21 protein-coding genes and 2 riboswitches are annotated in these 25,375 nt (G+C 47.0%); of the genes, 17 read left to right on the top strand and 4 right to left on the bottom strand.

All coding sequences use genetic code 11. From position 1 onward, the window contains the following. Nucleotides 1–74 precede the first annotated feature (74 nt). From rny to ACZ5LF_RS07265, 17 genes are all read left to right on the top strand, one after another. Entirely contained in the window at nt 75–1,634 is a 1,560-nt protein-coding gene (rny, locus tag ACZ5LF_RS07345; protein WP_380570891.1) for a ribonuclease Y, read from the top strand. Nucleotides 1,635–1,713: 79 nt separating this feature from the next. After that, a complete protein-coding gene (locus ACZ5LF_RS07340) occupies nt 1,714–2,472 on the top strand; it encodes a TIGR00282 family metallophosphoesterase (protein ID WP_380570890.1) in 759 nt (252 codons plus the stop codon). A gap of 99 nt (nt 2,473–2,571) precedes the next feature. Then, nucleotides 2,572–4,308 (top strand): 2-oxoacid:acceptor oxidoreductase subunit alpha, encoded by a 1,737-nt coding sequence (locus ACZ5LF_RS07335; RefSeq protein ID WP_380570889.1) that lies wholly within the window; start codon nt 2,572–2,574, stop codon nt 4,306–4,308. Next, the gene (locus ACZ5LF_RS07330) at nt 4,308–5,174 is read left to right on the top strand and encodes a 2-oxoacid:ferredoxin oxidoreductase subunit beta (protein WP_380570888.1); all 867 of its coding nucleotides are present in this window, start codon (nt 4,308–4,310) and stop codon (nt 5,172–5,174) included. The genes ACZ5LF_RS07335 and ACZ5LF_RS07330 overlap by 1 nt, the downstream gene beginning before the upstream one ends. Before the next feature lie 121 nt (nt 5,175–5,295). Further along, nucleotides 5,296–7,017: an ABC transporter ATP-binding protein gene (locus tag ACZ5LF_RS07325; RefSeq protein ID WP_380570887.1), complete on the top strand. Its 1,722-nt coding sequence runs from the start codon at nt 5,296–5,298 to the stop codon at nt 7,015–7,017. Further along, the gene (locus ACZ5LF_RS07320) at nt 7,010–8,836 is read left to right on the top strand and encodes an ABC transporter ATP-binding protein (protein ID WP_380570886.1); all 1,827 of its coding nucleotides are present in this window, start codon (nt 7,010–7,012) and stop codon (nt 8,834–8,836) included. The genes ACZ5LF_RS07325 and ACZ5LF_RS07320 overlap by 8 nt, the downstream gene beginning before the upstream one ends. 48 nt (nt 8,837–8,884) lie before the next feature. After that, nucleotides 8,885–8,975, top strand: a riboswitch (TPP riboswitch). A 70-nt stretch (nt 8,976–9,045) separates the two neighbouring features. Further along, complete coding sequence (locus ACZ5LF_RS07315; protein WP_380570885.1) at nt 9,046–9,624, top strand: ECF transporter S component; 579 nt, start codon at nt 9,046–9,048, stop codon at nt 9,622–9,624. Next, nucleotides 9,625–11,025: an ABC transporter ATP-binding protein gene (locus tag ACZ5LF_RS07310; protein ID WP_380570884.1), complete on the top strand. Its 1,401-nt coding sequence runs from the start codon at nt 9,625–9,627 to the stop codon at nt 11,023–11,025. Then, nucleotides 11,018–11,809: an energy-coupling factor transporter transmembrane component T family protein gene (locus ACZ5LF_RS07305; protein WP_380570883.1), complete on the top strand. Its 792-nt coding sequence runs from the start codon at nt 11,018–11,020 to the stop codon at nt 11,807–11,809. Before ACZ5LF_RS07310 ends, ACZ5LF_RS07305 begins: the two co-directional genes overlap by 8 nt. 123 nt (nt 11,810–11,932) lie before the next feature. Continuing rightward, nucleotides 11,933–12,358, top strand: coding sequence for a YlbF/YmcA family competence regulator (locus ACZ5LF_RS07300; RefSeq protein WP_344701462.1), 426 nt, complete (start codon nt 11,933–11,935; stop codon nt 12,356–12,358). Nucleotides 12,359–12,527: 169 nt separating this feature from the next. Beyond that, nucleotides 12,528–15,044: a DNA mismatch repair protein MutS gene (mutS, locus tag ACZ5LF_RS07295; protein WP_380570882.1), complete on the top strand. Its 2,517-nt coding sequence runs from the start codon at nt 12,528–12,530 to the stop codon at nt 15,042–15,044. Between the two features lie 4 nt (nt 15,045–15,048). Further along, complete coding sequence (gene mutL / locus ACZ5LF_RS07290; protein WP_380570881.1) at nt 15,049–16,902, top strand: DNA mismatch repair endonuclease MutL; 1,854 nt, start codon at nt 15,049–15,051, stop codon at nt 16,900–16,902. An 11-nt stretch (nt 16,903–16,913) separates the two neighbouring features. Beyond that, on the top strand, nt 16,914–17,789 hold the full coding sequence (locus tag ACZ5LF_RS07285; RefSeq protein WP_380570880.1) for an alpha/beta hydrolase: 876 nt from the start codon (nt 16,914–16,916) through the stop codon (nt 17,787–17,789). Further along, nucleotides 17,782–18,711 (top strand): tRNA (adenosine(37)-N6)-dimethylallyltransferase MiaA, encoded by a 930-nt coding sequence (gene miaA, locus ACZ5LF_RS07280; RefSeq protein WP_380570879.1) that lies wholly within the window; start codon nt 17,782–17,784, stop codon nt 18,709–18,711. The genes ACZ5LF_RS07285 and miaA overlap by 8 nt, the downstream gene beginning before the upstream one ends. Nucleotides 18,712–18,713: 2 nt before the next feature. After that, entirely contained in the window at nt 18,714–18,908 is a 195-nt protein-coding gene (gene hfq, locus ACZ5LF_RS07275; protein ID WP_380570878.1) for an RNA chaperone Hfq, read from the top strand. A gap of 154 nt (nt 18,909–19,062) precedes the next feature. Beyond that, the gene (gene hflX / locus ACZ5LF_RS07270; protein ID WP_380570877.1) at nt 19,063–20,298 is read left to right on the top strand and encodes a GTPase HflX; all 1,236 of its coding nucleotides are present in this window, start codon (nt 19,063–19,065) and stop codon (nt 20,296–20,298) included. A gap of 26 nt (nt 20,299–20,324) precedes the next feature. After that, nucleotides 20,325–21,551, top strand: coding sequence for a methionine gamma-lyase family protein (locus tag ACZ5LF_RS07265; RefSeq protein ID WP_380572113.1), 1,227 nt, complete (start codon nt 20,325–20,327; stop codon nt 21,549–21,551). A gap of 45 nt (nt 21,552–21,596) precedes the next feature. Here the strand turns inward: ACZ5LF_RS07265 and ACZ5LF_RS07260 are convergent, their stop codons facing one another. From ACZ5LF_RS07260 to ACZ5LF_RS07245, 4 genes are all read right to left on the bottom strand, one after another. Next, nucleotides 21,597–22,901: a nucleobase:cation symporter-2 family protein gene (locus tag ACZ5LF_RS07260; RefSeq protein ID WP_380570876.1), complete on the bottom strand. Its 1,305-nt coding sequence runs from the start codon at nt 22,899–22,901 to the stop codon at nt 21,597–21,599. Beyond that, nucleotides 22,901–23,485 carry a xanthine phosphoribosyltransferase gene (locus ACZ5LF_RS07255; protein WP_380570875.1) on the bottom strand — a complete coding sequence of 195 codons (585 nt, stop codon included), beginning with the start codon at nt 23,483–23,485 and terminating at the stop codon, nt 22,901–22,903. Before ACZ5LF_RS07255 ends, ACZ5LF_RS07260 begins: the two co-directional genes overlap by 1 nt. A gap of 73 nt (nt 23,486–23,558) precedes the next feature. Continuing rightward, nucleotides 23,559–23,660, bottom strand: a riboswitch (purine riboswitch). Between the two features lie 195 nt (nt 23,661–23,855). Next, nucleotides 23,856–24,353 carry a CueP family metal-binding protein gene (locus ACZ5LF_RS07250; protein WP_380570874.1) on the bottom strand — a complete coding sequence of 166 codons (498 nt, stop codon included), beginning with the start codon at nt 24,351–24,353 and terminating at the stop codon, nt 23,856–23,858. Between the two features lie 80 nt (nt 24,354–24,433). Next, entirely contained in the window at nt 24,434–25,306 is an 873-nt protein-coding gene (locus ACZ5LF_RS07245) for a 2-dehydropantoate 2-reductase N-terminal domain-containing protein (protein WP_380570873.1), read from the bottom strand. Nucleotides 25,307–25,375 lie beyond the last annotated feature (69 nt).

Raw genomic sequence — 25,375 nt, 5'->3', positions numbered from 1 at the left:
AATTGAATCTATATAATATTTGTTTCAGTGTATTATATAATCAAGGAATAGAGCTTGTAGGAGAGGTGTTTATTATGGACATGATAGACATTTTCTTGATCTTGCTCGGTATTTTTCTAGGTGTTGTAATCGGATATTTTATTGTAAAAAATATTTTGACCAAAAAGCAACAGGAGGCGCGTGTTTCCGCAGAACATATTATCAGCGAAGCGAATAAGCAGGCGGAGAACCTCAAAAAAGAGAAGTTGCTTGAGGCAAAAGAAGAGAACCAGAATCTCAAGGATGCATTTGAACGTGAATCCACTGAGAAGAAAGAGGAACTCAGATCTCAAGAATCCAGGCTTTTGAATAGAGAACAGGTGCTTGACAGAAAAAGTGAAGTGCTTGATAAAAAAGACGAAGCCCTGGAAGTGAAGGAAGCTAAAATTGAAGAAAAGCAGCAAATGGTTGATGCCGAGGATCAGAAGATTAAAGAAATTATCGGTCGACATGAAGAAGAACTGACCCGCATCTCCGGGCTCACCCGTGAAGAGGCACGCAAAGAAATTTTCGACGAGGTGGAGCGTGAACTATCGCATGACATGGCTGTCATGGTCAAGGAGAAAGAGAACGAGATGAAGCTTGATGTGGATAAGAAGGCAAAAGAACTTCTTGCATCCACCGCCCAGCGTTACGCTGCGGAATATACGAGCGAATCGACAGTATCGGTAGTAACTCTGCCGAATGACGAAATGAAAGGCAGGATCATCGGCCGTGAAGGGCGCAACATCCGGACGCTCGAAACGCTGACGGGGGTTGACCTTATAATCGATGACACGCCTGAAGCCGTCATCCTTTCAGGATTCGATCCAATTCGTAGGGCCATCGCCAAAAATGCATTGGAAGCCCTTGTACAGGACGGTAGGATCCATCCAGGCCGCATCGAAGAGATGGTCGATAAGGCGAGACGCAACATGGAGACGAGCATTCGTGATGCAGGTGAGGCAGCTGCATTCGAACTGGATATCCATAATCTCCATCCAGAGCTGATCAAGCACCTTGGTAAGATGAAATATCGACTCAGTTATGGACAGAATGTGCTTAAACACTCTGTTGAAGTGGGTTATCTTGCAGGAATGCTTGCCAGCGAACTGGGAGAAGATGTTCAACTTGCCAAACGTGCCGGCCTGCTGCATGATATCGGTAAGGCCATCGACCACGAAATGGACGGTAGCCACGTTGAGATTGGCGTGCAGCTCGGAAAGCGTTACAAGGAGCCTGACACAGTCATCAATGCCATCCACTCCCATCATGGTGATGTGGAGCCGACAAGCATCATTTCGATTCTTGTCGCTGCAGCCGATGCACTGAGCGCTGCACGCCCGGGTGCGCGTAGAGAAACACTTGAGAACTATGTCAAACGCCTTGAAAGGCTTGAATCGATTGCAGAGGGCTATGATGGCGTTGAGAAAACATTCGCCATTCAAGCCGGTCGTGAAATCCGGGTGATGGTGAAACCGGATGAATTGGATGACTTGAAAGCACACCGTCTAGCGCGGGACATCAAGAAACAGATTGAAGAAGAACTTCAATATCCAGGGCACATCAAAGTAACGGTCGTCCGTGAAATGCGAGCAGTCGAGTATGCAAAATAAAGAGGCCAGCAGGCATGCCTGCTGGTCTTTTCTATTATCATGACCAAAAATATAAAGTGGATTAAAGGATGGATCTATAATGCGAATACTATTCATTGGAGATATTGTGGGAAAAGTAGGGCGGCGTATGCTGAAGGCGCACCTGCTTGATCTGAAGAGGCAGCATGGCGCTCAAGTGGCCATTGTGAATGGTGAAAATGCTGCACATGGTAAAGGCATCACAGAGAAGATATATAAGGAATTGTTGACGGCGGGTGCGGATTTCATCACTTTGGGCAACCATGCATTCGCCAAAAGGGAAATCTACCCATTTCTTGAGGGCGATGTGCGCATGGTACGTCCAGCAAACTTCCCGGAAGGGGCTCCAGGAAAAGGGCATGGAGTCATCAATGTGAACGGCAAGATGCTTCAGATCATCAATCTTCAAGCCAGAAGCTTCATGGATCCCATAGACTGTCCGTTTAAAAAGGCGGATGAAATACTGAAGCATTCGGAAGCGGATGAGATATTCGTCGATTTCCATAGTGAGACGACAAGTGAAAGTCTCGCCATGGGACATTATCTGGATGGTAGGGTAGGGGCTGTAGTCGGTACCCACACGCATGTCCAGACAAATGATGAGCAAGTATTGCCGAAGGGGACGAAATATATTACCGATGTCGGGATGACTGGTTTCAAAGACGGAATCCTCGGGATACGCAAAGAAGAAGTCATCGAACGGTTCATTCATCAAATGCCCGTCAGGCATAATGTTCCTGAAGAGGGGGCGGGGATACTATCCGGTGTCATCATTGATGCGGAGATGAATAGAATCAGTAAGATACGCATTGAGGAATAGGCTCAGCCGATAGACTGATTTTCATCGTGGAACCATCATGAAGATCGAAAAACATGCCGTATTTTGGTATATTAGCATAAGGACAAGGAGGCAATGTTTATGAAAGAGCAATTGTCATGGAAAGTCGGCGGTCAGCAAGGTGAGGGTATCGAGTCGACCGGAGAGATCTTTTCAACAACCCTAAACAGGATGGGGTACCATCTATATAGCTACAGACATTTTTCAAGCCGTATAAAAGGCGGCCATACAAATAATAACGTGAGAATTTCGACTAAAGAAGTTCGGGCGGTGAGCGATCATACTAATATATTGGTGGCTTTCGACCAGCAGACCATAGACTTGAACAGCCATGAGCTCGTTCAAGGCGGGATTGTGCTTGCAGACAGCAAGTTCGATCCAAAAAAGGAAGAGAATTTGGATATCCAACTCATCTCAATTCCGTTTACAGCCACTGCCAAGGAGCTCGGCAGCCAGCTGATGAAGAATATGGTGGCAGTGGGTGCAAGTGCGCGCTTGATGAATCTTGAGCTGCAGCCATTCAAGGATATGATCTATACGATGTTCATACGTAAGGGTGAACAGATCGTAGAAAGCAATAACCAGGCAATATTGGCCGGATATAACTTGATGGACGAGCAGATGCCGAACATTGACGGAGACTTTGAACTCGAGCCTACAGATGGCGAAAGTCAGCTTTTCCTGATCGGCAATGATGCCATCAGTTTTGGTGCACTCAATGCCGGCGTGCGTTTCGTGGCTGCCTATCCAATCACTCCAGCGAGTGAAATCATGGAGTATATGATAGACAACCTCCCGAAACTCGGCGGCACCGTAATCCAGACTGAAGATGAAATTTCAGCGGTGACTATGGCGATCGGCTCCAATTATGCCGGAGCAAGAAGTTTCACATCTTCAGCTGGACCGGGCCTGTCGCTGATGATGGAATCAATCGGCCTCTCAGGCATGACTGAAACGCCACTCGTCATAGTTGACACGATGCGTGGGGGGCCATCGACCGGTCTTCCGACGAAGCAGGAGCAGTCAGATCTGATGCAGATGATATATGGTACGCACGGAGACATCCCAAAAATCGTACTGGCTCCGTCCGATGTGGAAGATGCATTCTATACGACAATGGAGGCATTCAACCTGGCTGAATATTATCAGGTGCCGGTCATACTGCTTTCCGATCTTCAGATGTCCCTCGGCAAACAGTCTTCACGCCCATTCGACCAGTCCCGTGTCGAAATAAACAGAGGCAAGATAATCACAGAAGAAATCGACAATGATGAGGATTATTTTGAGCGCTACAGTGATGAGGAGGACGGCATTTCGCCGCGTCCGATACCAGGCGTCAAAGGCGGTATCCACCATGTCACCGGTGTAGAACACAGTACAGTCGGGACACCCAACGAAGGTGCAGAGAACCGCATGACCCAAATGGACAAGCGAATGAGGAAGCTGAAGGACTTTACAATGGATGAACCATTCAAAGTGCACGGTGGCGTCGAAAGCGACCTGCTCATCATCAGTATCCTGAGCGTCAATGGTGTGGTCGATGAAGCTGCCGAAAGAATAGATGCAGATATCACCACCATCAGCCTGAAGCAGATCCATCCATTCCCGACGAAACTCCTCAAGCCTTATCTAGATGGAGCGAAAGATATTCTGGTGATTGAGCACAACTACAGTGGTCAACTCCATAGTATCCTGAAGATGAACTATTATGGCCATGACCGTATGAATTCCCATGTAAAATATGATGGGACCCCTTTTAAGCCCGATGAGATTGAAGCACATATCAATTCGATTCTGAAAATAAAGGAAGTTATGTAATGGCGACATTTAAAGATTTTAGAAATAACATCAAACCGAACTGGTGTCCAGGATGCGGAGATTTCAGTGTCCAGGCGGCCATCCAGAAAGCGTGTGCGGCCAACGGACTTGAACCTGATGAACTTGCTGTCATAACAGGGATAGGATGTAGTGGACGTTTGAGCGGATATATCAAATCCTACGGTTTCCACGCAACCCATGGGCGCAGTCTGCCTGTAGCACAAGGTGTCAAAATGGCGAACGATGAACTGACGGTGATTGCTGCCGGCGGTGACGGTGATGGTTTTGCCATCGGTATGGGACATACTGTACATGCATTGAAGCGCAATATAGATATCACATACATCGTCATGGATAATCAGGTCTACGGCCTGACGAAAGGGCAGACATCGCCTTCTTCCGGCAAAGGTTTCGTTACGAAGACAACGCCGGACGGCTCGAAAGAGGATCCGATCCAGCCGATACGGACTGCCATGGCCAGCGGTGCGACATTTGTTGCACAAAGCGTCAGCTCAGACATCAAACAGCTGACTGCCATCATCCAGCAGGCAATGGACCACAAAGGATTCAGCTTCGTCAACGTCTTCAGCCCGTGTGTCACATACAATAAGGTGAACACTTATGATTGGTTTAAAGAAAATCTTGTGGCTGTAGAAGATCTGGATGATTATGATCATACGGACGCAGAAAATGCGATGCAGCATGTCATGGCGAATAATGGCCTTCTTAAAGGCGTCATCTATCACGACGCGGATTCAAAATCCTACCAGGAAAATATAGAAGGCTATCTCGATCAGCCTCTTGTCAAAAGGGACATGACGCTTGAAGATGAAACATTTGATGAGCTGATGGCGGCATTCCGATAAATTGATGCATTCGAAGCAGATATGCTTCGGATGCATTTTTATCTAGACTGTCAAAATTGAGTGAATTATGTCATAATTACTATAATACTTCGGTAATCGAAAGAAAAAAAGGTGGGAGAAATTGCTGACAGTCTATAAATTCGCATTGAAATATAAATGGTTCATAGCCACCGCCCTCTTCTTTATGCTGATAGAATTGACGGTTGAACTCACTCAACCCTATCTGATATCAAAAGTCATAGATGATGGTATTGTGGCAGAAAGCATCGACACTGTGTGGTTCTATCTGCTCATCATGTCAGCTATAAGCATGGTGGCATTTGTAAGCGGTATAATGAATTCGCTTTTTGCGAGTCATGTGGCAAATAGTTTCAGCTATGATCTGCGTACAGCACTTTTTCGGCGGGTCCAATATTTTACGCTGGCGACATTGTCCAAATTCCCTACCTCGAGCCTCATTACGCGCATGACCCAGGACGTCCTGCAGTCTGAGATGCTGCTGTATATGTCATTGAGGGTGATCATCAAGGCACCATTGCTTGTTGTCGGCTCCCTCATCATGTCTTTTGTCGTCAACCCGACGCTTGGGTTCTATCTTTCTTTTCTCACACCTATCCTTCTTATCTTCTTGATTTTTACAGCGAGAAAAGGTGGACAGATATTCTTAAGGGTCCAAAAACGACTGGATAAGATAAACCGCTTCATCCAGCAGAATCTGGAAGCTGTAAGATTGATCAAGGCAAACGACCGTGCAGGGTTTGAAATCAATAAATTCAGTAAAGTGGCAGGGCGCCTGCGTGATGATACCATTTATGCCCTAAGATTAATGGAATCCATCATGCCTGTGCTCCTTCTGATCATCAACGGAAGCCTGCTTGTTGTACTCTGGATGGCCTCCGATCTATTGCAGAACAACGCCGTCCAGGTTGGAGAAGTGGTGGCCGTCGTCAACTATGCATTAAGGATGCAGGGCGGCTTCTCGATGTTTGCATTCATCATCATCGCCTTCAGCCGCTCCAAAGCATCGAGCGACCGTATGGAAGAAGTGCTGAAATCTCCAATCAGCATAAATGATAACGCAGAAATCGTTAAAGAAAATCAGGCGGGGTCGGTCAAGTTTGAAGGGGTCTCCTTCAGATACCCGGGTTCTTCCCGCTATGTGTTGCGCGATATCAGTTTTGAAGTCCGCGAAAAAGAAAAATTCATCATTATGGGTGGGACTGGGTCAGGCAAAAGTACGCTGCTCAGCCTGATACCCAAAATGTACGAGACAGAGGAAGGCACCATCTACATCAACGGGCGGGACATCAAGGAATGGAATGAAGAAGACCTCAGGCAGGCCATTGGCTATGTCCCGCAATCGGCAGTGCTCTTCTCTGGAAGCATATTCGAGAATCTGCTGTGGGGTGATTTGGAAGCGCTGGAATCCGATATCTTCACATCGACCCAAAAAGCCCAGATCCATAATTCCATCGAATCGTTCGATCATCGCTACGACACGAGGGTCGGACAAAGGGGTGTAACATTGTCCGGTGGCCAGAAGCAGCGGTTGTCGATAGCGCGTGCACTCGTCAGGAAGCCGGGGATACTTATATTGGACGACAGCACTTCAGCGCTTGATATAAGAACGGAGTCTGCCCTTTGGGAGGCGATCAGGGAAGAGGAGACCACCCAGATCATCGTCACGCAGAAGATAGTCACCGCCAAGATGGCAGATCGGATTTTGCTGCTTGAAGGCGGCGAGATCAATGCGCTCGGTTCGCACGAGGAACTGTTGCAGCAATCCGACTTGTATCGTTCAATAGTCGAGTCCCAGACGGAAGGAGGGCAATTGGATGATTGATTTCATAAAGAAACCCTTTGGACACGAGCCTGTCCTGACCAAGGAAGACATCAAAAAAAGGAAGGATAAGGATGATCAGCGCCGTGCCAACGATATTTCAGGCACCTTGAAAAGACTCTGGAAATTCATTTCCGAGGAGCGGAAGCTGCTCTATTCGATCATCTTCCTGGTGACCCTGACCAGTCTGCTCAGCATAACCGGTCCGTTCCTGGTCGGCTATATCGTGGACAATTATTTCGTACCACGTGAATTTGATGGGCTCGGCCGCATACTACTTTTCCTCCTGGTCGTCTATATCCTGCTCTCCTCCATTCAGTACACAGCAGCTTTCTTTATGGTGGGTTTATCGCAGAGGACGATATTCAAGCTACGTTCGCGGTTGTTTTCGCACATGCAGAAGCTTCCTGTAAAGTTTTATGACAAGAGGCAGCATGGCGAGCTGATGAGCCGGATGACGAATGACATCGAAACCATTTCGCAGACATTGAACACTTCATTCATCCAATTTACGACAAGCGTCGTGACCCTGATCGGTACAATCAGCGTGATGCTTTACCTCAGTCCGCTGCTGACGCTGTTGACCGTCACCATCATACCGGTATTGATCGTGGCGGTGGCATTCATCACCAAGCGGACGGGACCGCTCTATAAAAAGAGGCAGAAGGCGACGGGTGAAATGAACGGCTATATCGAAGAAATGGTATCCGGCCAGGAAATCGTTAAAGTCTTTTCGCAGGAAGAAACGGCCATCCGCAACTTCAGCGAGAAGGCGGCGAACCTGAGGGAGATCACTTTTTGGGCCTTTTTGTTTGCAGGTCTGATCCCGAAGATCATGAATATGCTGAACAATGTCAGCTTCACAATTGTTGCCGGGGCCGGCGGCCTGCTCGTGTTCTATACAGACGGGCTTGTGACCATCGGGACGATTGTCGTCTTCGCTGAATATGCCCGCCAATTCACACGGCCCCTGGCTGACCTTTCGAACCAGTTCAACCAGGTGCTGTCGGCTCTTGCCGGCGCAGAGCGGGTTTTTGGAATCATCGATTCGGAGACTGAAACAGATGCAGGTCATATTGAGGATGTGACGATTCGCGGAGAAATAGAATTTGACGACGTTTCCTTCTCTTTTGATGCCGATCAGCAGAAGCCGACGATCAATCATCTAAGCTTCAAGATCGATGCCGGCGAATCGGTCGCCCTCATCGGCGCGACTGGGGCAGGCAAGACTACAGTCATGCAGCTGCTCGCCCGTTTCTACGAGACGGATGAGGGTGAGATCCGAATCGATAATCGGAACATATTGGATTATAAACGTACAGTAGTGCGTTCACAGACGGCTTTTGTGCTGCAGGATCCATATCTGTTCGAAGCGACGATACGCGAAAATATACGATATGGTAAATTGGACGCGACAGATGATGAAGTCATTGAAGCTGCAAAACTGGCTAATGCCCATGAGTTCATCATAGAGCTTGAAAATGGCTATGATACTGTGCTCGAGGCCGATGAGGGCTTCATCTCCCAAGGGCAGAAACAGCTCATTTCCATAGCGAGGGCCCTGATAACAGATCCGGCGATACTGCTTCTTGACGAGGCGACAAGCAGCATAGACACCGTAACGGAGCTGAAGATCCAAGAAGCGCTTGAGCGGCTGATGAAAGACCGTACAAGCATCATCATCGCGCACAGGTTGAATACCATCAAAGCGGTGGATCGTATATTCGTCATGGATCTCGGTGAACTCGTTGAAAGCGGCAGTGAAGAAGAACTGCTTGAAGCGGGTGGCAGATATCATCAGATGATTGCGGACAACAAGTGATTTTACAAAGGATTGAGAATGCGCTATCATGGAGTTAATTGAATAACAGCACACCACTAGGGGTGTCCTTTTGGACTGAGAATTACCCTTATCACCTGATCTAGATCATACTAGCGTAGGGAAGTGGCATATTACATAACATTAATATGCACACCACTACACTAGTGGTGTGCTTTTTTATTCTCTAATGATTTCAGGAGGGTATTAAAATGAAGAAAAGAAGAGGCTTAACATTGACGGACGTTTTGGTGACCGTCGTCGTTTCCCTGGTATTTGCAGTCATCTACTCGGTTTGGGGGGCTTTTTACACAGCTTTGAAACCTCTCGGCATCCATCTAAATGAATTGGTCTATGGCATGTGGTTCATCGCGCCGGTCATCGTATATCTGATAATCAGGAAGCCGGGAGTTGCATTGATTGCGGAATTTGCAGCAGCCTCTGCTGAAACGATAGTCCTGCTGCAGTTCGATGTCATGCTTATCATCTATGGACTTATCCAAGGGTTAGCCTGTGAACTTGTTTTTGCCATTGTACGATATAAAAGTACAGCGTTGATGGTTGCTGTATCAGCGGGAACAGCAGCGGCGCTCTCTACACTGCCTTTGGATTGGTACTATGGTTACCTTGCCCATCTCGAGATATGGAACCTGATTCTGATGGCTGGCTTCAGGATTTTGAGTGGGGCAGTGGTCGCAGGGTGGCTTGCGCATATCCTCTATAGAGCATTGCTTGAGACGGGTGTCCTTAAACTGCTCGGTCAGTATAAGGAAACAGAAAGGGAGGCATAGATGGGGATGGAAGTGGTGAATATGGCACTGCAGTTTCAAGGTGCCCATGAGCCATTGTTTACGGACATGAATCTGCAGATAGAAAAAGGTGAAAAAGTTCTGATAGTAGGACCAAGTGGTTCCGGAAAAAGCACTTTATTGAATATATTGAGTGGCCTCATGCCACGCGTCATTGATGCACTGCTGGAAGCGGACCATATGGATCTGCCTGATGGGGGGGCTGTGGTCTTTCAAGATCCCGATTCCCAGTTCACCATGCCTACAATCGGTGAAGAACTTGCTTTCATCATGGAGAACAATCAAGTGCATGTTGACGATATGACTTCGAATGCCTTGTCAACATTAGAAGCAGTGGGGCTGAAAAAGCCTCTTGAGACCCAAATCAGCAGCTTATCGGGAGGCATGAAGCAAAAACTGGCGATTGCTTCTGCATTGCTGCAGAAAGCCGATACTTTCTTTCTCGACGAGCCGACAAGCATGTTGGATGAAAACACTGCCTGTTCTTTATGGGAAACGATTCAGGAAGTGTGGGAAGAGCGTACCGTAGTAATTGTCGAACACCGGGTGGAACACGTGTGGTTTAGGGTGGATCGGATTATTTTGTTGAATGATGAAGGCTGTATCGTCGCTTCCGCTACACCAGGTGAGATGTTAAGTGACAATAGGGAAGCCTTGGATGCTCTGGGAGTGTGGCATCCACATTCATGGCAGAATGCCCCACGATTCACCAAAAGCATAGATAATGGCGTCCCGCTTCTCCAGATTAATGATCTTTCGATAAGTAGAGTAGGAAACGAGCTGCTCAGTGTGGATGAGCTGCATATTCCTAAAGGGCAATGGATTACACTGGAAGGGGAGAATGGAAGTGGAAAATCAAGTTTCATGATGGCAGTTATGAAGCTGATGCAGACACGAGGAGAAGTCATATTCGAAGACCACCCAATACGAAAGACCAAACAATTCCAAGGGGCACTCTATCCGGTTTTTCAGAACCCCGAACTTCAATTCATCACCAACAGTGTCTTTGATGAAGTATTCATCAATCTGGAAATGCATCATGATGAAGCGGCAGCTAAGAAGAAGACGGGGCAGGTGCTCTCACGGATGGGTCTCTCCCATATCAAAAGACTGCATCCGCTTGAAATATCAACAGGACAAAAGAGGCGGTTAAGTGTCGCAACCGCACTTGGCGGCATCCCGCAGATCATCTTTTTGGACGAACCGACCTTCGGCTTGGACGCGCGCCACACATTCAAACTGCTCGAATTGATTCATGAGCTGGTCGAAGACGGTACGACGATCATCATGATCACCCACGACAAGGAAATAAAAGAACGCTATCCGTCGCGGCGCCTGAAAATCCATAATGGTATGTTGGAAGAGGTGGGTGGCGGTGTTTGAATCCATAAAACGCTATTCCACATTTATAGATAGGACCAATCCGCTCACTAAAATAGTGGCGGCAATCTGTCTATTTATAGCGGTAGTATTGATACATGATCCGAACCATCTATTCCATCTGTTACTTTGGATGCTTTTATTATTTTTGGTCATGAGTGGAATTGAACTCAAGTATCAAGCATTGCTGATTGCCGTCACCGTTTTAACAGGGCTTGTGTCCAGCGCATATATGATTTTATATGGCGAAGGTGACACGACCCTATTTGAATTTGGTCTCGTGCATATCACTGAGGAAAGTGTAGTGAGGGGACTTCATATTACGATGCGTGGCCTGACGCTGTCATTCTTCGGCTCACTCATCATTTTTACCACAAGGTTGACCGATGTATTCTACAGTATGATGCAGCAGGGGAAAGTAAAGCCGAAATACGCCTATTCATTTATGGCCGCGATTCGTATGTTGCCTGTTATAGTCAATGAGTTCATCACCTTGAGGAGGGCACGCAAGGTGCGTCGTTCATTGGTCAGCCGAAAACATATCGGAGGGCTCAGGGGGTTCACGAGTACGGTGGTGATATTGCTCAGTCAGAGCATCAGACGGGCCCACCGTCTTGCGGTGGCGATGGAATCGAAAGGATTCGATGATGGGGCTAGGACCTACTATCGTCAGACAAGATTTTCCGGATATGACGTCTGTTTTATAGCGCTCATTGCTGTAGGTCTCATTGCATCCTACTATTCAGGGCAGTGGATAACGCCTTTTGGTACATCCGATGCAAGATAATGAAAGAATCGCTTTGAAATATAGCGATAAAAGATATATACTGATAGGAGATTTTAATAATCCGTAAAATATCATCTGCTATAAATGAAAGCCGGATGCAAAATAAGAAAAGGTGGCAGTCGAATGTATACGAAGGACGATATTGTAAATGAAGCGAAAGATCTTGGGAAGATGATCGCTCAAACCGATCAGGTGGAGTTTTTCAAAAAAGCCGAAGCCAAAATCCATGAAAATAAAGAAGTGCGCGAAAAGATGGCCAGTTTGAAGAGTCTCCAGAAGCAGGCGGTCAATTTCCAGAACTACGGTAAGGAACGGGCCTATCAGATGACTGAGGAGAAGATCAAGAAGATCGAAGCCGAGCTCGATGAAATGCCGATTGTCGACCAGTTCAAGGAATCCCAAGGACAAGTGAATGAACTCCTTCAGATGGTATCCCACGCAATCAGCCAGACTGTAACAAACGATATCATCACCTCAACCGGTGGAGACCTGCTCCAAGGTGAAACGGGCGCGGCAATGGAAAACATGCCGAACCAGAAAAAAGACTAGACATTCGGGAAGCTGCATATCCTTTTGGGTATGCAGCTTCTTTTTCGCTTGACGTGTGTATGGCTATGGTGAGAGCGCCCTTGACACAAGAAGAGTCGGTAAGGTTAAACAATGGAAGCGACACATGATATAATGCAGTTATATTTCAATCGATAATGGAAGTGTTTAAATGGCTACAGTTACACCTATGATGCAACAATATTTGAATATCAAAGATGAACATCCCGATACACTGCTTTTCTACAGGCTTGGTGATTTCTATGAGCTTTTCTATGAAGATGCAATTACAGCAAGTAAAGTGCTGGAGATTACATTGACTTCAAGGGATAAGAAAAAAGACCCGATTCCGATGTGCGGGGTCCCTTATCATTCGGCTGATGGCTATATCGAACGCCTCATCAATCAAGGCTATAAAGTTGCGATATGCGAACAGATGGAAGACCCTAAAAAAACAAAAGGCATGGTCAAGCGTGAAGTTGTGCGCATCATTACACCGGGTACTCTGATAGACGATTTTGGCATGGATGATGGACGGAGCAACTACATACTGGCGATCGGGGAAAACGATGGAGCATTCGCTGTCGCCTACTCCGATATATCGACCGGTGAGATACAGGCATTCACAACCGATCAACTCTCCCTTTTAAAAAGTGAAATTGAGCGCATCAACCCACGGGAAATTGTTGTGGAAGAAGAGATAACGGGAGTTTTATCAGAAATCTACCGGGATCCGCCAATCAATACGCCGTATACGGCACAGGGACATTTCAGCCTGGATTATGATGATGGTATAGGTGAAGCGGAGAAGGAGACGCTGGATCTTCTCATATCCTATATCAATGCACACAACATGAAAGAGTTGAAGCACTTCAGACAGGTCAAAAAGCACCGCCTCAACGAGACGATGCAACTGAATTATGCCGCCATCGCCAACCTCGAACTTCTTGAAAGCCTACAGACGAGAAAAGTGAAAGGTTCCCTGTTTTGGTATTTGAACCGTACCGAGACACCTATGGGGAAGCGCAAGCTCCGCAAATGGATCGAAAGGCCCCTGTTGTCAGAAGAACTCATCAGGGAACGGCAGGACACTGTTGCCGTGCTGCTTGAAAACTTTCTTGAGAGGGAAGATATCCGGGAATTACTGAATAATGTATATGACATTGAAAGGCTGGTCGGAAGACTGAGTTTCGGCAACATCGATGCAAAAGACCTGGTCCAGTTGAAGGATTCGCTAGAAGGCCTGCCCCGTATAGCCGATGCACTTGAGAAAACAGGGCTATCCACTTCGCCGTTATTCAAGGATTTTGATGTGTTGGATGATGTCCGCAAGGTACTGGAAGAAAGCTTGTCGGATACACCACCTAAAACCATAAGAGAAGGTGGCATATTCAAAACGGGATATGATGCACAATTGGATGAATATCGCTATATCGCCACCAACGGTAGAAAGTGGCTTGATGACTACATTGCAGGCGAGCGGGAAAAGACCGGCATCAAAACACTCAAGGTGGGATTCAACAAGGTTTTTGGCTACTACATTGAAATATCCAAGGGCAGTGCAGTCAACTTCGATGCCGAAGCATTCGATTACCAGCGAAAACAGACGCTGGCGAATGCTGAACGATTCATCACTCCGGAACTGAAGGATATGGAATCCAAGCTTCTGAGTGCGCATGATGAGAGCATCATACTGGAATATGACTTGTTCATTGCACTGAGGACGCATATGGAACAGTTCATCGGGCGGCTGCAGTATACGGCCGAATTGATCAGTACTCTCGACTGTCTTGTGTCCTTCGCCACTGTTTCAAATGACTACAGGCTTGTCCGTCCGGTATTCAGCGATGGTGAACTCAGCGTCAAGGAAGGGCGTCACCCGGTCGTAGAAAAAGTGATCGGTGAGAACACCTACGTGCCGAACTCGCTCGATATGGATGATGAAACTTTCATCTACCTTATTACCGGACCCAACATGTCCGGCAAAAGTACTTATATGCGTCAGACCGCAATCATCAGCATAATGGCTCAAATCGGAATGTATGTGCCTGCACAATCTGCAGTATTGCCGATCTTCGATCAGATATTCACACGCATCGGTGCGAGCGATGATCTGGCGAGTGGCAAATCGACATTCATGATTGAGATGATGGAGGCAAATGAAGCGTTGCTTAATGCGACAGAAAAGAGTCTCTTGATATTTGATGAAATCGGCCGTGGAACATCGACTTATGACGGTATGTCATTGGCGCAAGCCATGCTTGAATATATCCATGACAACATTGGTGCAAAAACACTGTTTTCAACGCATTACCACGAGATGACCCGGCTCAGCGGTGAGCTTGAACATCTGAAGAATGTCCATGTAAAAGCAACTGAATATGACGGTAAGCTGATTTTCCTCCATAAGGTCAAGCCAGGCGCCGTCGAAAAAAGTTATGGGATACAAGTAGCAAAGCTTGCAGAACTGCCGGATGCAGTTACAAAGCGGGCGCACGAACTGCTTAAAACCTTTGAAGACGGTACAGGCGTGGCAAGCCAGCAACTCGCACTGCCCCTTGACGATACCGAGAGTGAACAGCTGCATCCGGTGATGGAGAAATTGAAATACGTCGATATCAATCAGATGACGCCAGTCGATGCTTTGATGAAACTACAGGAGCTGCAGAATGAAATGAAGGGGGAATGATCCGATGGGCACCATAAAAGTATTGGAGAGCGCCATACAGAATAAGATTTCAGCAGGCGAAGTGGTGGAGCGTCCGAGTTCAGTGGTCAAAGAGCTTCTGGAGAACTCCATTGATGCCAATGCCACTGAAATCGAAGTGTTCATAGAGGAGTCGGGCATGAAGAAAATCCGCATCGTCGATGATGGCGACGGCATCCACCATACGGATGGCCCGCTCCTTTTTCAGCGGCATGCGACCAGTAAGATCTCCTCTGATTACGATCTGTTCCAGATCCGCTCACTCGGTTTCCGTGGAGAGGCGCTGGCCAGCATTGGCGCCGTCGCCAAAGTGTCCGTGGAGACGAAGCACCATTCTGGAGACCCCGTATTCATCCGCTTTGAAGGTGGGGAACTAATGAGACAGAGTCCTGGCAAGGAACGGCAGGGAACCGACATCACCATTACAGATCTGTTCTTCAACACACCCGCCAGACTCAAGTATATCCGTTCTTTGAAGACCGAGAGCGGCAAAATTATTGATGTGGTCCAGAAGATGGCGATGGCACATCCAAAAGTGAGCTTCCGGCTGGTGTTGGACGACCAGCAGAGACTGATGACTAAGGGGAACGGCAACCTCAAAGAAACCATGAGTGATATATATGGCCTCAATGTTGCGCGCAACGCGGTGGAAATCCAGGCGCAAGATGCTGATTTCAGGATACATGGATTCGTGGTTCGTCCAGAGATCAACCGCAGCAACCGCAATTATATGAACATTTCCGTCAATCAGCGCCACATTAAAAATTTTGCTTTGTCACAGTCGATAGTTAAAGGGTTTCACACACTGCTGCCTAAAGACAAATATCCAATTGCTGTAATTGATATTGAAATGGATCCGAAATTGGTCGATGTAAACGTACATCCCGCCAAAATAGAAGTGAAGTTCTCGAAAGAGAGGGAGTTGAACCATCTGCTTGAGAACGCAGTGCTTGAGAGCATGCGGAAAGAAGTGCTCATCCCTGATGTGGCAAAAAAGATACCGGACAGACAAAAGCCTGTCCAGGATGCAATTGATTTCACCCAGCGGAATACCTTTGATCGACCAAGATACGATGCGCCCCCGATGCCACGCAATTTTGAGGGGCGGCAATCTGAGCAGCCCGAAACAGTATACACTGTCGACCCCGTGCCGACCATCGCCCGGGAGGAGGGTCCTTCCCCAGAAACCAATCCTCCACCGGAACTGGAAGAAGAGCATGTTCCAGCTCCATCAAAAAGCGAAGGTGAAGCGGAAAAACTGCCTTATATGGAGATAGTCGGTCAACTCCACGGTACCTACATCATCCTCCAAAACGACTCCGGCATGTACATGATGGATCAGCATGCCGCACAGGAGAGGATCAAATATGAATATTATTCTGCAAACATCACTGCGGGGAAAACAGCTGCCGTGCCGCTCCTCATCCCATATACGTTTGAATTTCCGATGAATGATATAATAGAAATAGATGGGAAACTTGAGAAACTTAAACAATTGGGCTTTGACATCGACAAGGTCGGTCCGACACAGTATGCCGTGACCGGTTACCCGAATTGGATCGATGAGAAGCGTCCGGAAGAGGATATCGGGGAACTCATCGATTTTGTCAGCGAGAAGGAAGATTTTTCGGTAAATCAATATAAAGAAGAACTCGCAATCATGATGAGCTGTAAGCAGTCCATAAAGGCCAACCACTATTTGGACAGAAGCCAGATAGAAGCGCTGCTCGAGGCGCTGGGCAGCTGTTATTCACCCTATACATGTCCGCACGGAAGACCAGTGCTCATCCATATGAGCACGTATGAAATCGAGCGGATGTTCAATAGGATCATGAAATAGGATGTGGATATATGAGAATGATCGAAAAGATTGTAAGTAACAATGGCAGAGATATAGAGGTCAGCATATTCTTGCCGGAGGAGCCCATATGTGCGATTCAACTGATGCATGGCATGGCCGAACATAAAGGGCGCTACACTGCAATGATGACCTGGCTTGCGATGAATGACTGCATGGTGATCATGCATAATCATAGGGGACATGGCCCTGAAGCAAAAAAGCTAGGGCATTTCGAGTCCCTCGACATTCTGGCTGATGATGCCATTGCGGTGTCCCGCCTGTTGCCGGCAAATATCCCCTCATTCATACTCGGACATTCGATGGGTTCCATCATTGCCCGTAGGTTATTGGAGCAGAATATTTATGATGGTGCAATCATTGTAGCGACGGGCAATAAAAAATCCATGATTGAAAACATGGGCGTCAAACTACTCAAGCTCCTCGCGGCCGTCGCTCCGGAATATCGCTCCCCGATAATCAACAATGTGGCGGTGTCGGGATATGATGGTGCGTTTAAAGGTGAACAGAAAAACAGATGGCTATCGGAGGATGACTCCCGTGTATCTGACTACAATCAAGACCCTTACTGCGGCTTCCTGATGAGCAACCGGGCATTATTTGAGATTGCCCGCAATATCGATGAAAGTCTTGAGAAGAAGAATTTGAAGCGGTTGAATGTGGATGTGCCGATACTGCTTATAGGCGGTAAATCGGATCCATTCTCGAAGTATGGTGCTGACATCAGGAGTTTGGGTCGGACCTACAGGAAATATGTGGATTCCGTGACCGTACAACTCTATGATGAGAGCAGGCATGAAGTACTGTTCGAGAAGAACCGTGCACAAGTTTACAATAGACTGTTAGGGTGGGTGAGGAGACATGTCTGAAAGGAAGAAACTTCTGATACTCGTTGGGCCTACGGCCGTAGGTAAATCTTCACTCGCTGTGGAGATCGCCAAAAGATTCGATCTTGAAGTCATTAGCGGAGACTCTATGCAGGTCTATCAAGGCATGGACATTGGTACCGGAAAGATTACAGAAGAAGAGATGGATGGCGTACAGCATTATATGATCGACGTCATGCCACCTGATACGACATTCTCCGTCCACCAGTTCCAGCACCATGTGGAGGATCTGATTGATGAATTCCATGAAGATGCCCGTACCCCTTTTATAGTAGGGGGGACCGGACACTACATCCGTGCGCTGATATACGGCTATGAATTCGATGAAGAAGACGATGAAGAAAAAAGAAGATTGACCAGCCACTTCGAAAAGCTGGCCACACCGGTTTTGCATAACCAACTGCAAAGTATTGATCCGAAAAGTGCAGAAGAGATTCATCCAAACAATCGCAAACGGGTGATCCGTGCCTTGGTGAAACACGAACTGAGCAACAGGATCAGCAACAGGACGGGCCCTGGCTACACAGATGAAATGAAATATGATACATTTATAGTAGGATTGACACGTAACCGTAAAGTACTTCATGAACGGATCCGGAAAAGGGTCGAAAAGATGTTTGAGATGGGACTTGAAGCAGAAGTCCAGAAATTATTGGATAACGGACCATTATCAAAAACGGCGAGTGCTGCAATCGGCTATAAGGAATTTCTGCCCTATTTTGAAGGGCATGGATCTTTGGATGAGGTTAAAGAAGCGATCATTCAACATTCCAGGCAATATGCCAAAAGACAACTCACATTTTTTAGAAATCAGCTGCCTGTAACATGGTACGATCTGGATGTAGTCGATACGGATATAATATTGGAAGATATATATCAATTTCTGCAGGCGAAGGAGAGATAAAAATGACAAGTCTTAATTTGCAGGATACATTCCTGAGTGACTTCAAGGAAACTGAAGTTGAAGTGACGGTATTCTTGGTTAATGGGTTTCAGATGCGGGGTACAGTGATTGATTTCGATAAGTACGTGATCCAGCTCAGTTCCGGAGGCAAAGATCATTTGATCTATAAGCATGCGATCAGTACATTTACGAAATAAAAGGACATCCCACCAGGTGGGATGTTTTTTTAGCCTTCGGCGATGTTATTTTCTAAGGCAAGTAAATATTTGACGTGATCTGGGCATCCAGCAACTAGTGGCTGAAAAACACATACTATAGTGAAGAGCAGCATCAAAATTCGGAGGTGTCATAATGACTCATATATATAAAGGCGTCATCATCGCAGTCGATACACCAGACCGCACATCAATAGACACCGAGGTGGAAGAGTTGAAAAGTCTGGCGGAATCCGTCGGGATAGAGATCGTCGGCGTCCATGTCCAGAACAGGACCCGGGTCGATGCACGCTCCTATGCAGGCACAGGATTCTTAACGGAAACGGCTGAAGCATACGGGGAAGATGACCTGATAGACTATACCATCGTCAACGATGAAATCACGGCGAGCCAAAACCGTTCCATTGAATCCTATATGGACACTAAAGTAATTGACCGGACGCAAGTCATATTGGATATATTCAGTATGCGTGCCCACTCCAAAGCGGGCCAACTGCAAGTCGAATTGGCACAGCTCCAGTATCTCGTACCAAGACTGAAGGGCCAAGGCATCAACCTCTCGCGTCTTGGGGGCGGCATTGGTACAAGAGGGCCGGGGGAGACGAAGCTGGAAACTGACAGAAGGCATATCAACCAGCGTATAAAAGAAATCAAGAAGCAGTTGAAGACGGTTGAAGCCCATCGGGAGAGATACCGGGCACAGCGCAAACGCAATCAGGTCGTAAAGGTTTCGCTGATCGGCTACACGAACGCAGGCAAATCTTCACTGTTCAACACAATGGCAAAAAGCGATACGTTTGAAGAAGATGCACTCTTTGCCACACTTGACCCTAAGACGAGGCAGATTGTATTGCCTTCTGGTTTCGAGTGCATCATATCGGATACGGTGGGCTTCATTCAAAACTTGCCGACAACATTGATTGAAAGCTTTAAATCGACGCTCGAGGAAGCGGCGGACAGTGATTTCATCATCCATGTCATCGACAACAGCACTGATGCCCTCGGCACCCATTACGATACTGTAAAGCGTCTGATCGAACAGTTGGGGATGGATGACATACCGTCATGCGTGTTCTTCAACAAGACTGATATCGATGATGGACGTTATCTGACGCCTGGAGAACCGCATGCCTATGTCAATAAAGAGATGGCGGGAGAAGAGATTTTGGACATACTGGAAAACTTCCTGAAAGAGACGATGGAGGCCTATCACGTCAAATTGCCAATCTCTGAGCCACAGAAAGTCTATGACCTGAAACGTTATACAATCGTAGAAGAGGAGTCTCTGGATGAGGACGATGGATCCTATACCTTCAAAGGCTTCGAGCCACCAGGAGACTGGAGTAGAAGAATCGTTCAAAGAGGAGAATAAGTGTGGAACATACTGAAATAGCGAAGATGGTGTCTGACGCCGTCGAAGAGATTGACCCCATCATAAAAAAGAATAAAAAGATAGGACAGGCGAACTTCAATAAAGTCATGTCGGCGTTCTATGAAAATGGTGTCACCGAAAGTGACTTCAGCGGCACGACCGGGTACGGATACGACGACACAGGACGGGATAAGCTTGAGGATATCTATAGTGCAGTGTTCCGCAGTGAAGATGCACTGGTCAGAAGCCAGATCATCTCCGGGACGCATGCCATCAGCCTGGTATTACTATCACTGCTAGAAGCCGGTGATGAATTGCTTTATATCAGCGGAGAGCCGTATGATACTTTGGAAAAGGTGATAGGTACAAGTCATGACGATATCGGGAGTCTGATGGAAAAGGGCGTAGAATACCACGCTGTAGACCTGGTCGACGACCATTTTGATGAAGAGGCCATCATGACAGCAATCAATGAAAAGACTAAGATAGTCGCGATACAACGCTCCCGGGGCTACAGCATGCGCAAATCTTTGACTATATCAGAGATGGAAGAGATGATCCAAAAAATTAAAAAACAGCATCCTGAAGTGATCGTCTTCGTCGACAACTGCTACGGTGAGTTTGTGGAGACCCGTGAACCGATAGAAGCCGGAGCGGATGTAATTGCCGGCAGTCTGATCAAAAATCCAGGTGGCGGGATTGCGCCGATGGGAGGTTATGTCGCGGGCAATACGGATATCATTACGCGGGTAAGCTACAGGCTGACCGTACCGGGGATAGGCAAAGAAATGGGAGCAAGCCTAGATGGTCTCAAAGACATGTATCAAGGCTTTTTCCTGGCCCCACATACGGTGATTGAAGGATTGAATGGTGCGGTATTGACGAGCCATCTGTTGGCTTCGGTCGGACTCAAGACAGATCCACTACCGGATGCCGACCGGACAGATCTGATCCAAAGCGTCACGTTCAATACAGAAGAAGAGATGATTACGTTTACCCAAATGATCCAGAAGGCATCACCGGTGAATTCCAAGTTCCTGCCTATACCGGATGATATACCTGGTTATGAGAATCCGGTCATCATGGCTGCAGGCACTTTCATCCAAGGTGCATCGCTTGAACTGAGCGCAGACGGGCCGATCAGAAGTCCCTACACAGTATTTATACAGGGTGGGCTGGTCTTTGAGCATGTGGTATATGCTTTAACTATGGCCCTTCTGGAAATGACCGAAAAAGAAATGATTGAACTATAGAATAGGCGGCCCCCTATGAGGCCGCCTATTCTATTTATTCCTATACTATTCAATGATATGACGATTCTGCCTTTTATATCTAAGGAAGCTCAAGCGGGCATTGAATGCAATATTGAGTATAATTGCCGTCAGGCTTCCGAGGACGATGCCACTTTCCGTTATGACAGCTAAACTGTCAGGCACGATCGCAAAAAGGTCGGGCAAAGCCGTGACACCGAGACCCATACCGATCGATATTGCGACGATCATCAGATTGTTCTGGTCCTCAAAGTCCACTCTTGAAAGCATCTTGATGCCGTATGAGACAACCATCCCGAACATTGCCAGCATCGCACCGCCAAGGACTGGTGTCGGAATTGCCACTGCTGCAGCACCGATTTTTGGAACGAGACCGAGCAGAATGAGCATGGTGCCGGCAATGTAGATGATTTGTCTGCTTTTTATGCCTGAAAGCTGAACGAGGCCGACATTCTGGGAATAGGTGGTGTAGGGGAAGGCATTGAAAATGCCGCCGAGCAGGATAGCCCAGCCCTCTGCCCTGTAGCCTCTTTTCAAATCTTCTTGTCCGATATCCTCATCGCATATATCTCCAAGGGCAAAGTAGACACCAGTCGCCTCTATCAGACCGACGATTGTCACGAGCATCATCGTCAGTATAGGCACTATATTGAACTCAGGAAGCCCGAAATAGAAGACCCTAGGAAGATGGAGCCAATTGGCCTCACTGACTGCACTGAAATCCACCATGCCAAAAAAGCCACTGATGAAAGTCATGATTACTATACCGCATAGTATGGCAATCGATTTCAGGAAACCTTCTCCGAATCGGAACAGCACCAATATGACTGCAAGTGTACCGAAACCAAGTGCGAGATTCAGGCCTGATCCATAGTCGGCACTGCCCTGACCACCTGATATATCGTGCATGGCGACCGGCACGAGAGTAATTCCGATGATGGTCACTACGGAACCTGTGACCACAGGAGGGAAGAATCTGATCAGTCGACTGAAATATTTGGCAATGATGACGACGAACAGACCTGCAGCAAGGATTGCTCCGTATATTGAAGGGATGCCGTAAGTATTGCCTATGGCGATCATCGGCCCTACAGCAGTAAATGTACAGCCAAGGACGACCGGGAGCCCGATGCCCGAGTATTGCCTTTTCCAAGCCTGCAGGATCGTTGCGACGCCGCACATCATGATATCGATGGCAATGAGGTAGGTGAGCTGTGCGGGGGTCAAGCCGATGGCCGCGCCAACGATCAAAGGAACGACCACCGCACCGGCATACATGGCAAGGATATGTTGAAGGCCGAGTGAAAGTTTTTTAAGTGAAGACATCTGCATCACACTTCCACTCCAGACATGAAGGTTATCTCACCTTCCGCCAAAGAGGCGATCCGGGCAAGGGAATGGACATCGTATCCAGCAGTACGAAGCACCTCGCCGCCTTCCTGAAAGGCTTTTTCGATGACGATGCCGATACCGGCTACCGAAGCTTCAGTCTGTTCCACAAGTTCGAGCAGACCTTTAGCGGCTTCCCCGTTTGCCAGAAAGTCATCGATGATCAATACTTCATCTTCAGGTGAGATAAATTTCTCGGCGATGGCAATGGTATTCGACTCGTTTTTAGTATATGAGAAAACGTCAGCCGTCAGCAGTCCCTCATTCAAGGTCAACGACTGGCGCTTTCTGGCAAAGATTACAGGAACACCAAGTTCAAGACCAGTCATGACCGCCGGTGCGATGCCGGAAGATTCCAGCGTCAATATTTTAGTTATCCCGCGGTCGTCGAAGTATTCTTTAAACGCTGTCCCAATTTCTTTCATCAGCGATGGATCGATCTGATGGTTGAGGAAATGGTCGACTTTCAATACAGTGTCTGAAAGCGCAGTTCCTTCATCCAATATCTTCTGTTTAAGCAACTCCATGAAATCCACTCCAAAATCATATTTTGAAAAAGCCAAAAGCACACATCATGAGATGAGCAGACTTCAAGTGGTTGCACGAGAGTTACTCACTCATAGTCAAGGCGTTTACGGCGCCCCGGTAGAAACTTGCAGGCCATATTCCTGCGATTATATGAGTGCTTTGTATTCAAGATGCTTATTATGATAACACAAAAAACGAACCTTTCAATAATAATAATTGATGAAGTTCATTTTTTGATATCAAATAGAGTATTTACACCTGTCAACTTTCGTCAATAGAGGATTTCAGATTAAAAAATGCCAAAAAATATCCTTCCAGATGTGAACTCCTAAATTAAGGTTTTGGATCCACATCAGCAAGGATACTCTTTTACTTTTCCAGTTGGAAATCTGTCAGGCATGTCGAATCATTCTCATATGTTGAAAACGAGCCCTCGGTTTCATAGTCCCCGTATGTGATGGTGATATCATATTCACGGTCTCTTGGCAGCCACAGATCTATAAAGCCATTCTCAAGAGTCTCCATATTTTCATCTACATGGACCTCTCCTTCTTTATCGGCAATCTTTACATGCATCTCCTTGGACACGAGTTCACCCTGACAGCCTGTCAGGCTATGGAATTCGCATGGGTGCGTGTAATTGATGAACGGCGCGATCGATACAAAAAATTCATCGTCAGGCAAGTCGTGCCGCTCTTCCTGATTTTCGCCGATGATCAATTCGGAACCAGTGATGGAGGCTGCTTCTGCTTCCTTGTTTGCACTATATTGATCAACCTTTTCCTTTATATCCATTTGACCATCTTCACCGCCGCATCCGGCAAGAAAGAAAATGAGCAACAAAAATGGCAATATTAGTCTCTTCATAATCATTCCCTCCTTCTGAACACCTATTTTAGCATGAATAAATGTGTCTTAGGCAAGATGTACGAAATGACACAACATAGTCAATATCCGCGCTTATATTGATAGGCTTCCAATAGGGTAACGATGACGTCCAGGACAGGGGTTTCAAGAGGCCCCTTCCTGTCATGGAGATGCTTTTGGATATAGGCATACTCCGTTTTCACATCTGCCATGACATCATAGTACATGCTCGTGCCCATTTCCGGATTATAGTTTTTATAGATTGCCATAGCCCTATCTACGAATTCAGGCGACACGATTTCCCGCTCGCTATTGACGATGGCTACGCCTTCCTCCAGAATGGCGCGCGTCAATTGTGCGACAGACTCCAGCTCAAAGATCTTCGATGTGTTTTTTGACAAAGCCGTTACAGAGTTGATGCCGAGATTGATCAGCAGTTTTTCATAGCGGATGCGTTCGAAATCTTCGCTTTTCTTTATCTCCAATTGTGTCTCCGGATGTTTATCCAACGCTGTAATCAAACGATCAATATTGGGGCGGGACGTATCCTCAATCAACAGCGTGGCATCCTGGAAATGTTCAATTCTATCATTTTTCTTCTGTCCGCTTATATAAACGACTGCCGGCACCGGCCGATCGAAATAGTGCTCATAGCCCATGCCGTTCTCACACAGGATGACCTCTGTTTCCTCGTTGATGAGATGGTGAAAAGTCTGGCTGATGCCCCTTAACGCCGTCGCCTTTACCGCAACGAATACCACATCAAACGATCCGCCCTGATAGGCATCCATCGTCTCTATCCTGTAGGGGTAGGAATGTTCCTCTCCCGCTTCGGAAATGGTGAATCCGGATTTTGGCTGTCTGCCGAACAGCACCGTATCATAATCGAGCATCTTCAGCTCTCGGGCGATGACACTGCCCACAGCACCTATGCCTATCACTGCAATTTTCATTTTTAATCCTCCCGACGTATTTCGAACATCCAAATATATGATAAACTAATTATAATATAACAGGATTTA

The organism is Salinicoccus siamensis (assembly GCF_055391965.1).
Note: the sequence above shows the minus strand (reverse complement) of the source record. Positions and strands in the feature narration are given on the sequence as shown.

Bases quoted from the DNA above. Each gene is read 5' to 3' on its own strand.
- rny (WP_380570891.1), top strand. From the start codon at position 75: ATGGACATGATAGACATTTTCTTGATCTTGCTCGGTATTTTTCTAGGT.
- ACZ5LF_RS07340 (WP_380570890.1), top strand. From the start codon at position 1,714: ATGCGAATACTATTCATTGGAGATATTGTGGGAAAAGTAGGGCGGCGT.
- ACZ5LF_RS07335 (WP_380570889.1), top strand. From the start codon at position 2,572: ATGAAAGAGCAATTGTCATGGAAAGTCGGCGGTCAGCAAGGTGAGGGT.
- ACZ5LF_RS07330 (WP_380570888.1), top strand. From the start codon at position 4,308: ATGGCGACATTTAAAGATTTTAGAAATAACATCAAACCGAACTGGTGT.
- ACZ5LF_RS07320 (WP_380570886.1), top strand. From the start codon at position 7,010: ATGATTGATTTCATAAAGAAACCCTTTGGACACGAGCCTGTCCTGACC.
- ACZ5LF_RS07315 (WP_380570885.1), top strand. From the start codon at position 9,046: ATGAAGAAAAGAAGAGGCTTAACATTGACGGACGTTTTGGTGACCGTC.
- ACZ5LF_RS07310 (WP_380570884.1), top strand. From the start codon at position 9,625: ATGGGGATGGAAGTGGTGAATATGGCACTGCAGTTTCAAGGTGCCCAT.
- ACZ5LF_RS07300 (WP_344701462.1), top strand. From the start codon at position 11,933: ATGTATACGAAGGACGATATTGTAAATGAAGCGAAAGATCTTGGGAAG.
- mutS (WP_380570882.1), top strand. From the start codon at position 12,528: ATGGCTACAGTTACACCTATGATGCAACAATATTTGAATATCAAAGAT.
- mutL (WP_380570881.1), top strand. From the start codon at position 15,049: ATGGGCACCATAAAAGTATTGGAGAGCGCCATACAGAATAAGATTTCA.
- ACZ5LF_RS07285 (WP_380570880.1), top strand. From the start codon at position 16,914: ATGAGAATGATCGAAAAGATTGTAAGTAACAATGGCAGAGATATAGAG.
- miaA (WP_380570879.1), top strand. From the start codon at position 17,782: ATGTCTGAAAGGAAGAAACTTCTGATACTCGTTGGGCCTACGGCCGTA.
- hfq (WP_380570878.1), top strand. From the start codon at position 18,714: ATGACAAGTCTTAATTTGCAGGATACATTCCTGAGTGACTTCAAGGAA.
- hflX (WP_380570877.1), top strand. From the start codon at position 19,063: ATGACTCATATATATAAAGGCGTCATCATCGCAGTCGATACACCAGAC.
- ACZ5LF_RS07265 (WP_380572113.1), top strand. From the start codon at position 20,325: ATGGTGTCTGACGCCGTCGAAGAGATTGACCCCATCATAAAAAAGAAT.
- ACZ5LF_RS07260 (WP_380570876.1), bottom strand. From the start codon at position 22,901: ATGCAGATGTCTTCACTTAAAAAACTTTCACTCGGCCTTCAACATATC.
- ACZ5LF_RS07255 (WP_380570875.1), bottom strand. From the start codon at position 23,485: ATGGAGTTGCTTAAACAGAAGATATTGGATGAAGGAACTGCGCTTTCA.
- ACZ5LF_RS07250 (WP_380570874.1), bottom strand. From the start codon at position 24,353: ATGAAGAGACTAATATTGCCATTTTTGTTGCTCATTTTCTTTCTTGCC.
- ACZ5LF_RS07245 (WP_380570873.1), bottom strand. From the start codon at position 25,306: ATGAAAATTGCAGTGATAGGCATAGGTGCTGTGGGCAGTGTCATCGCC.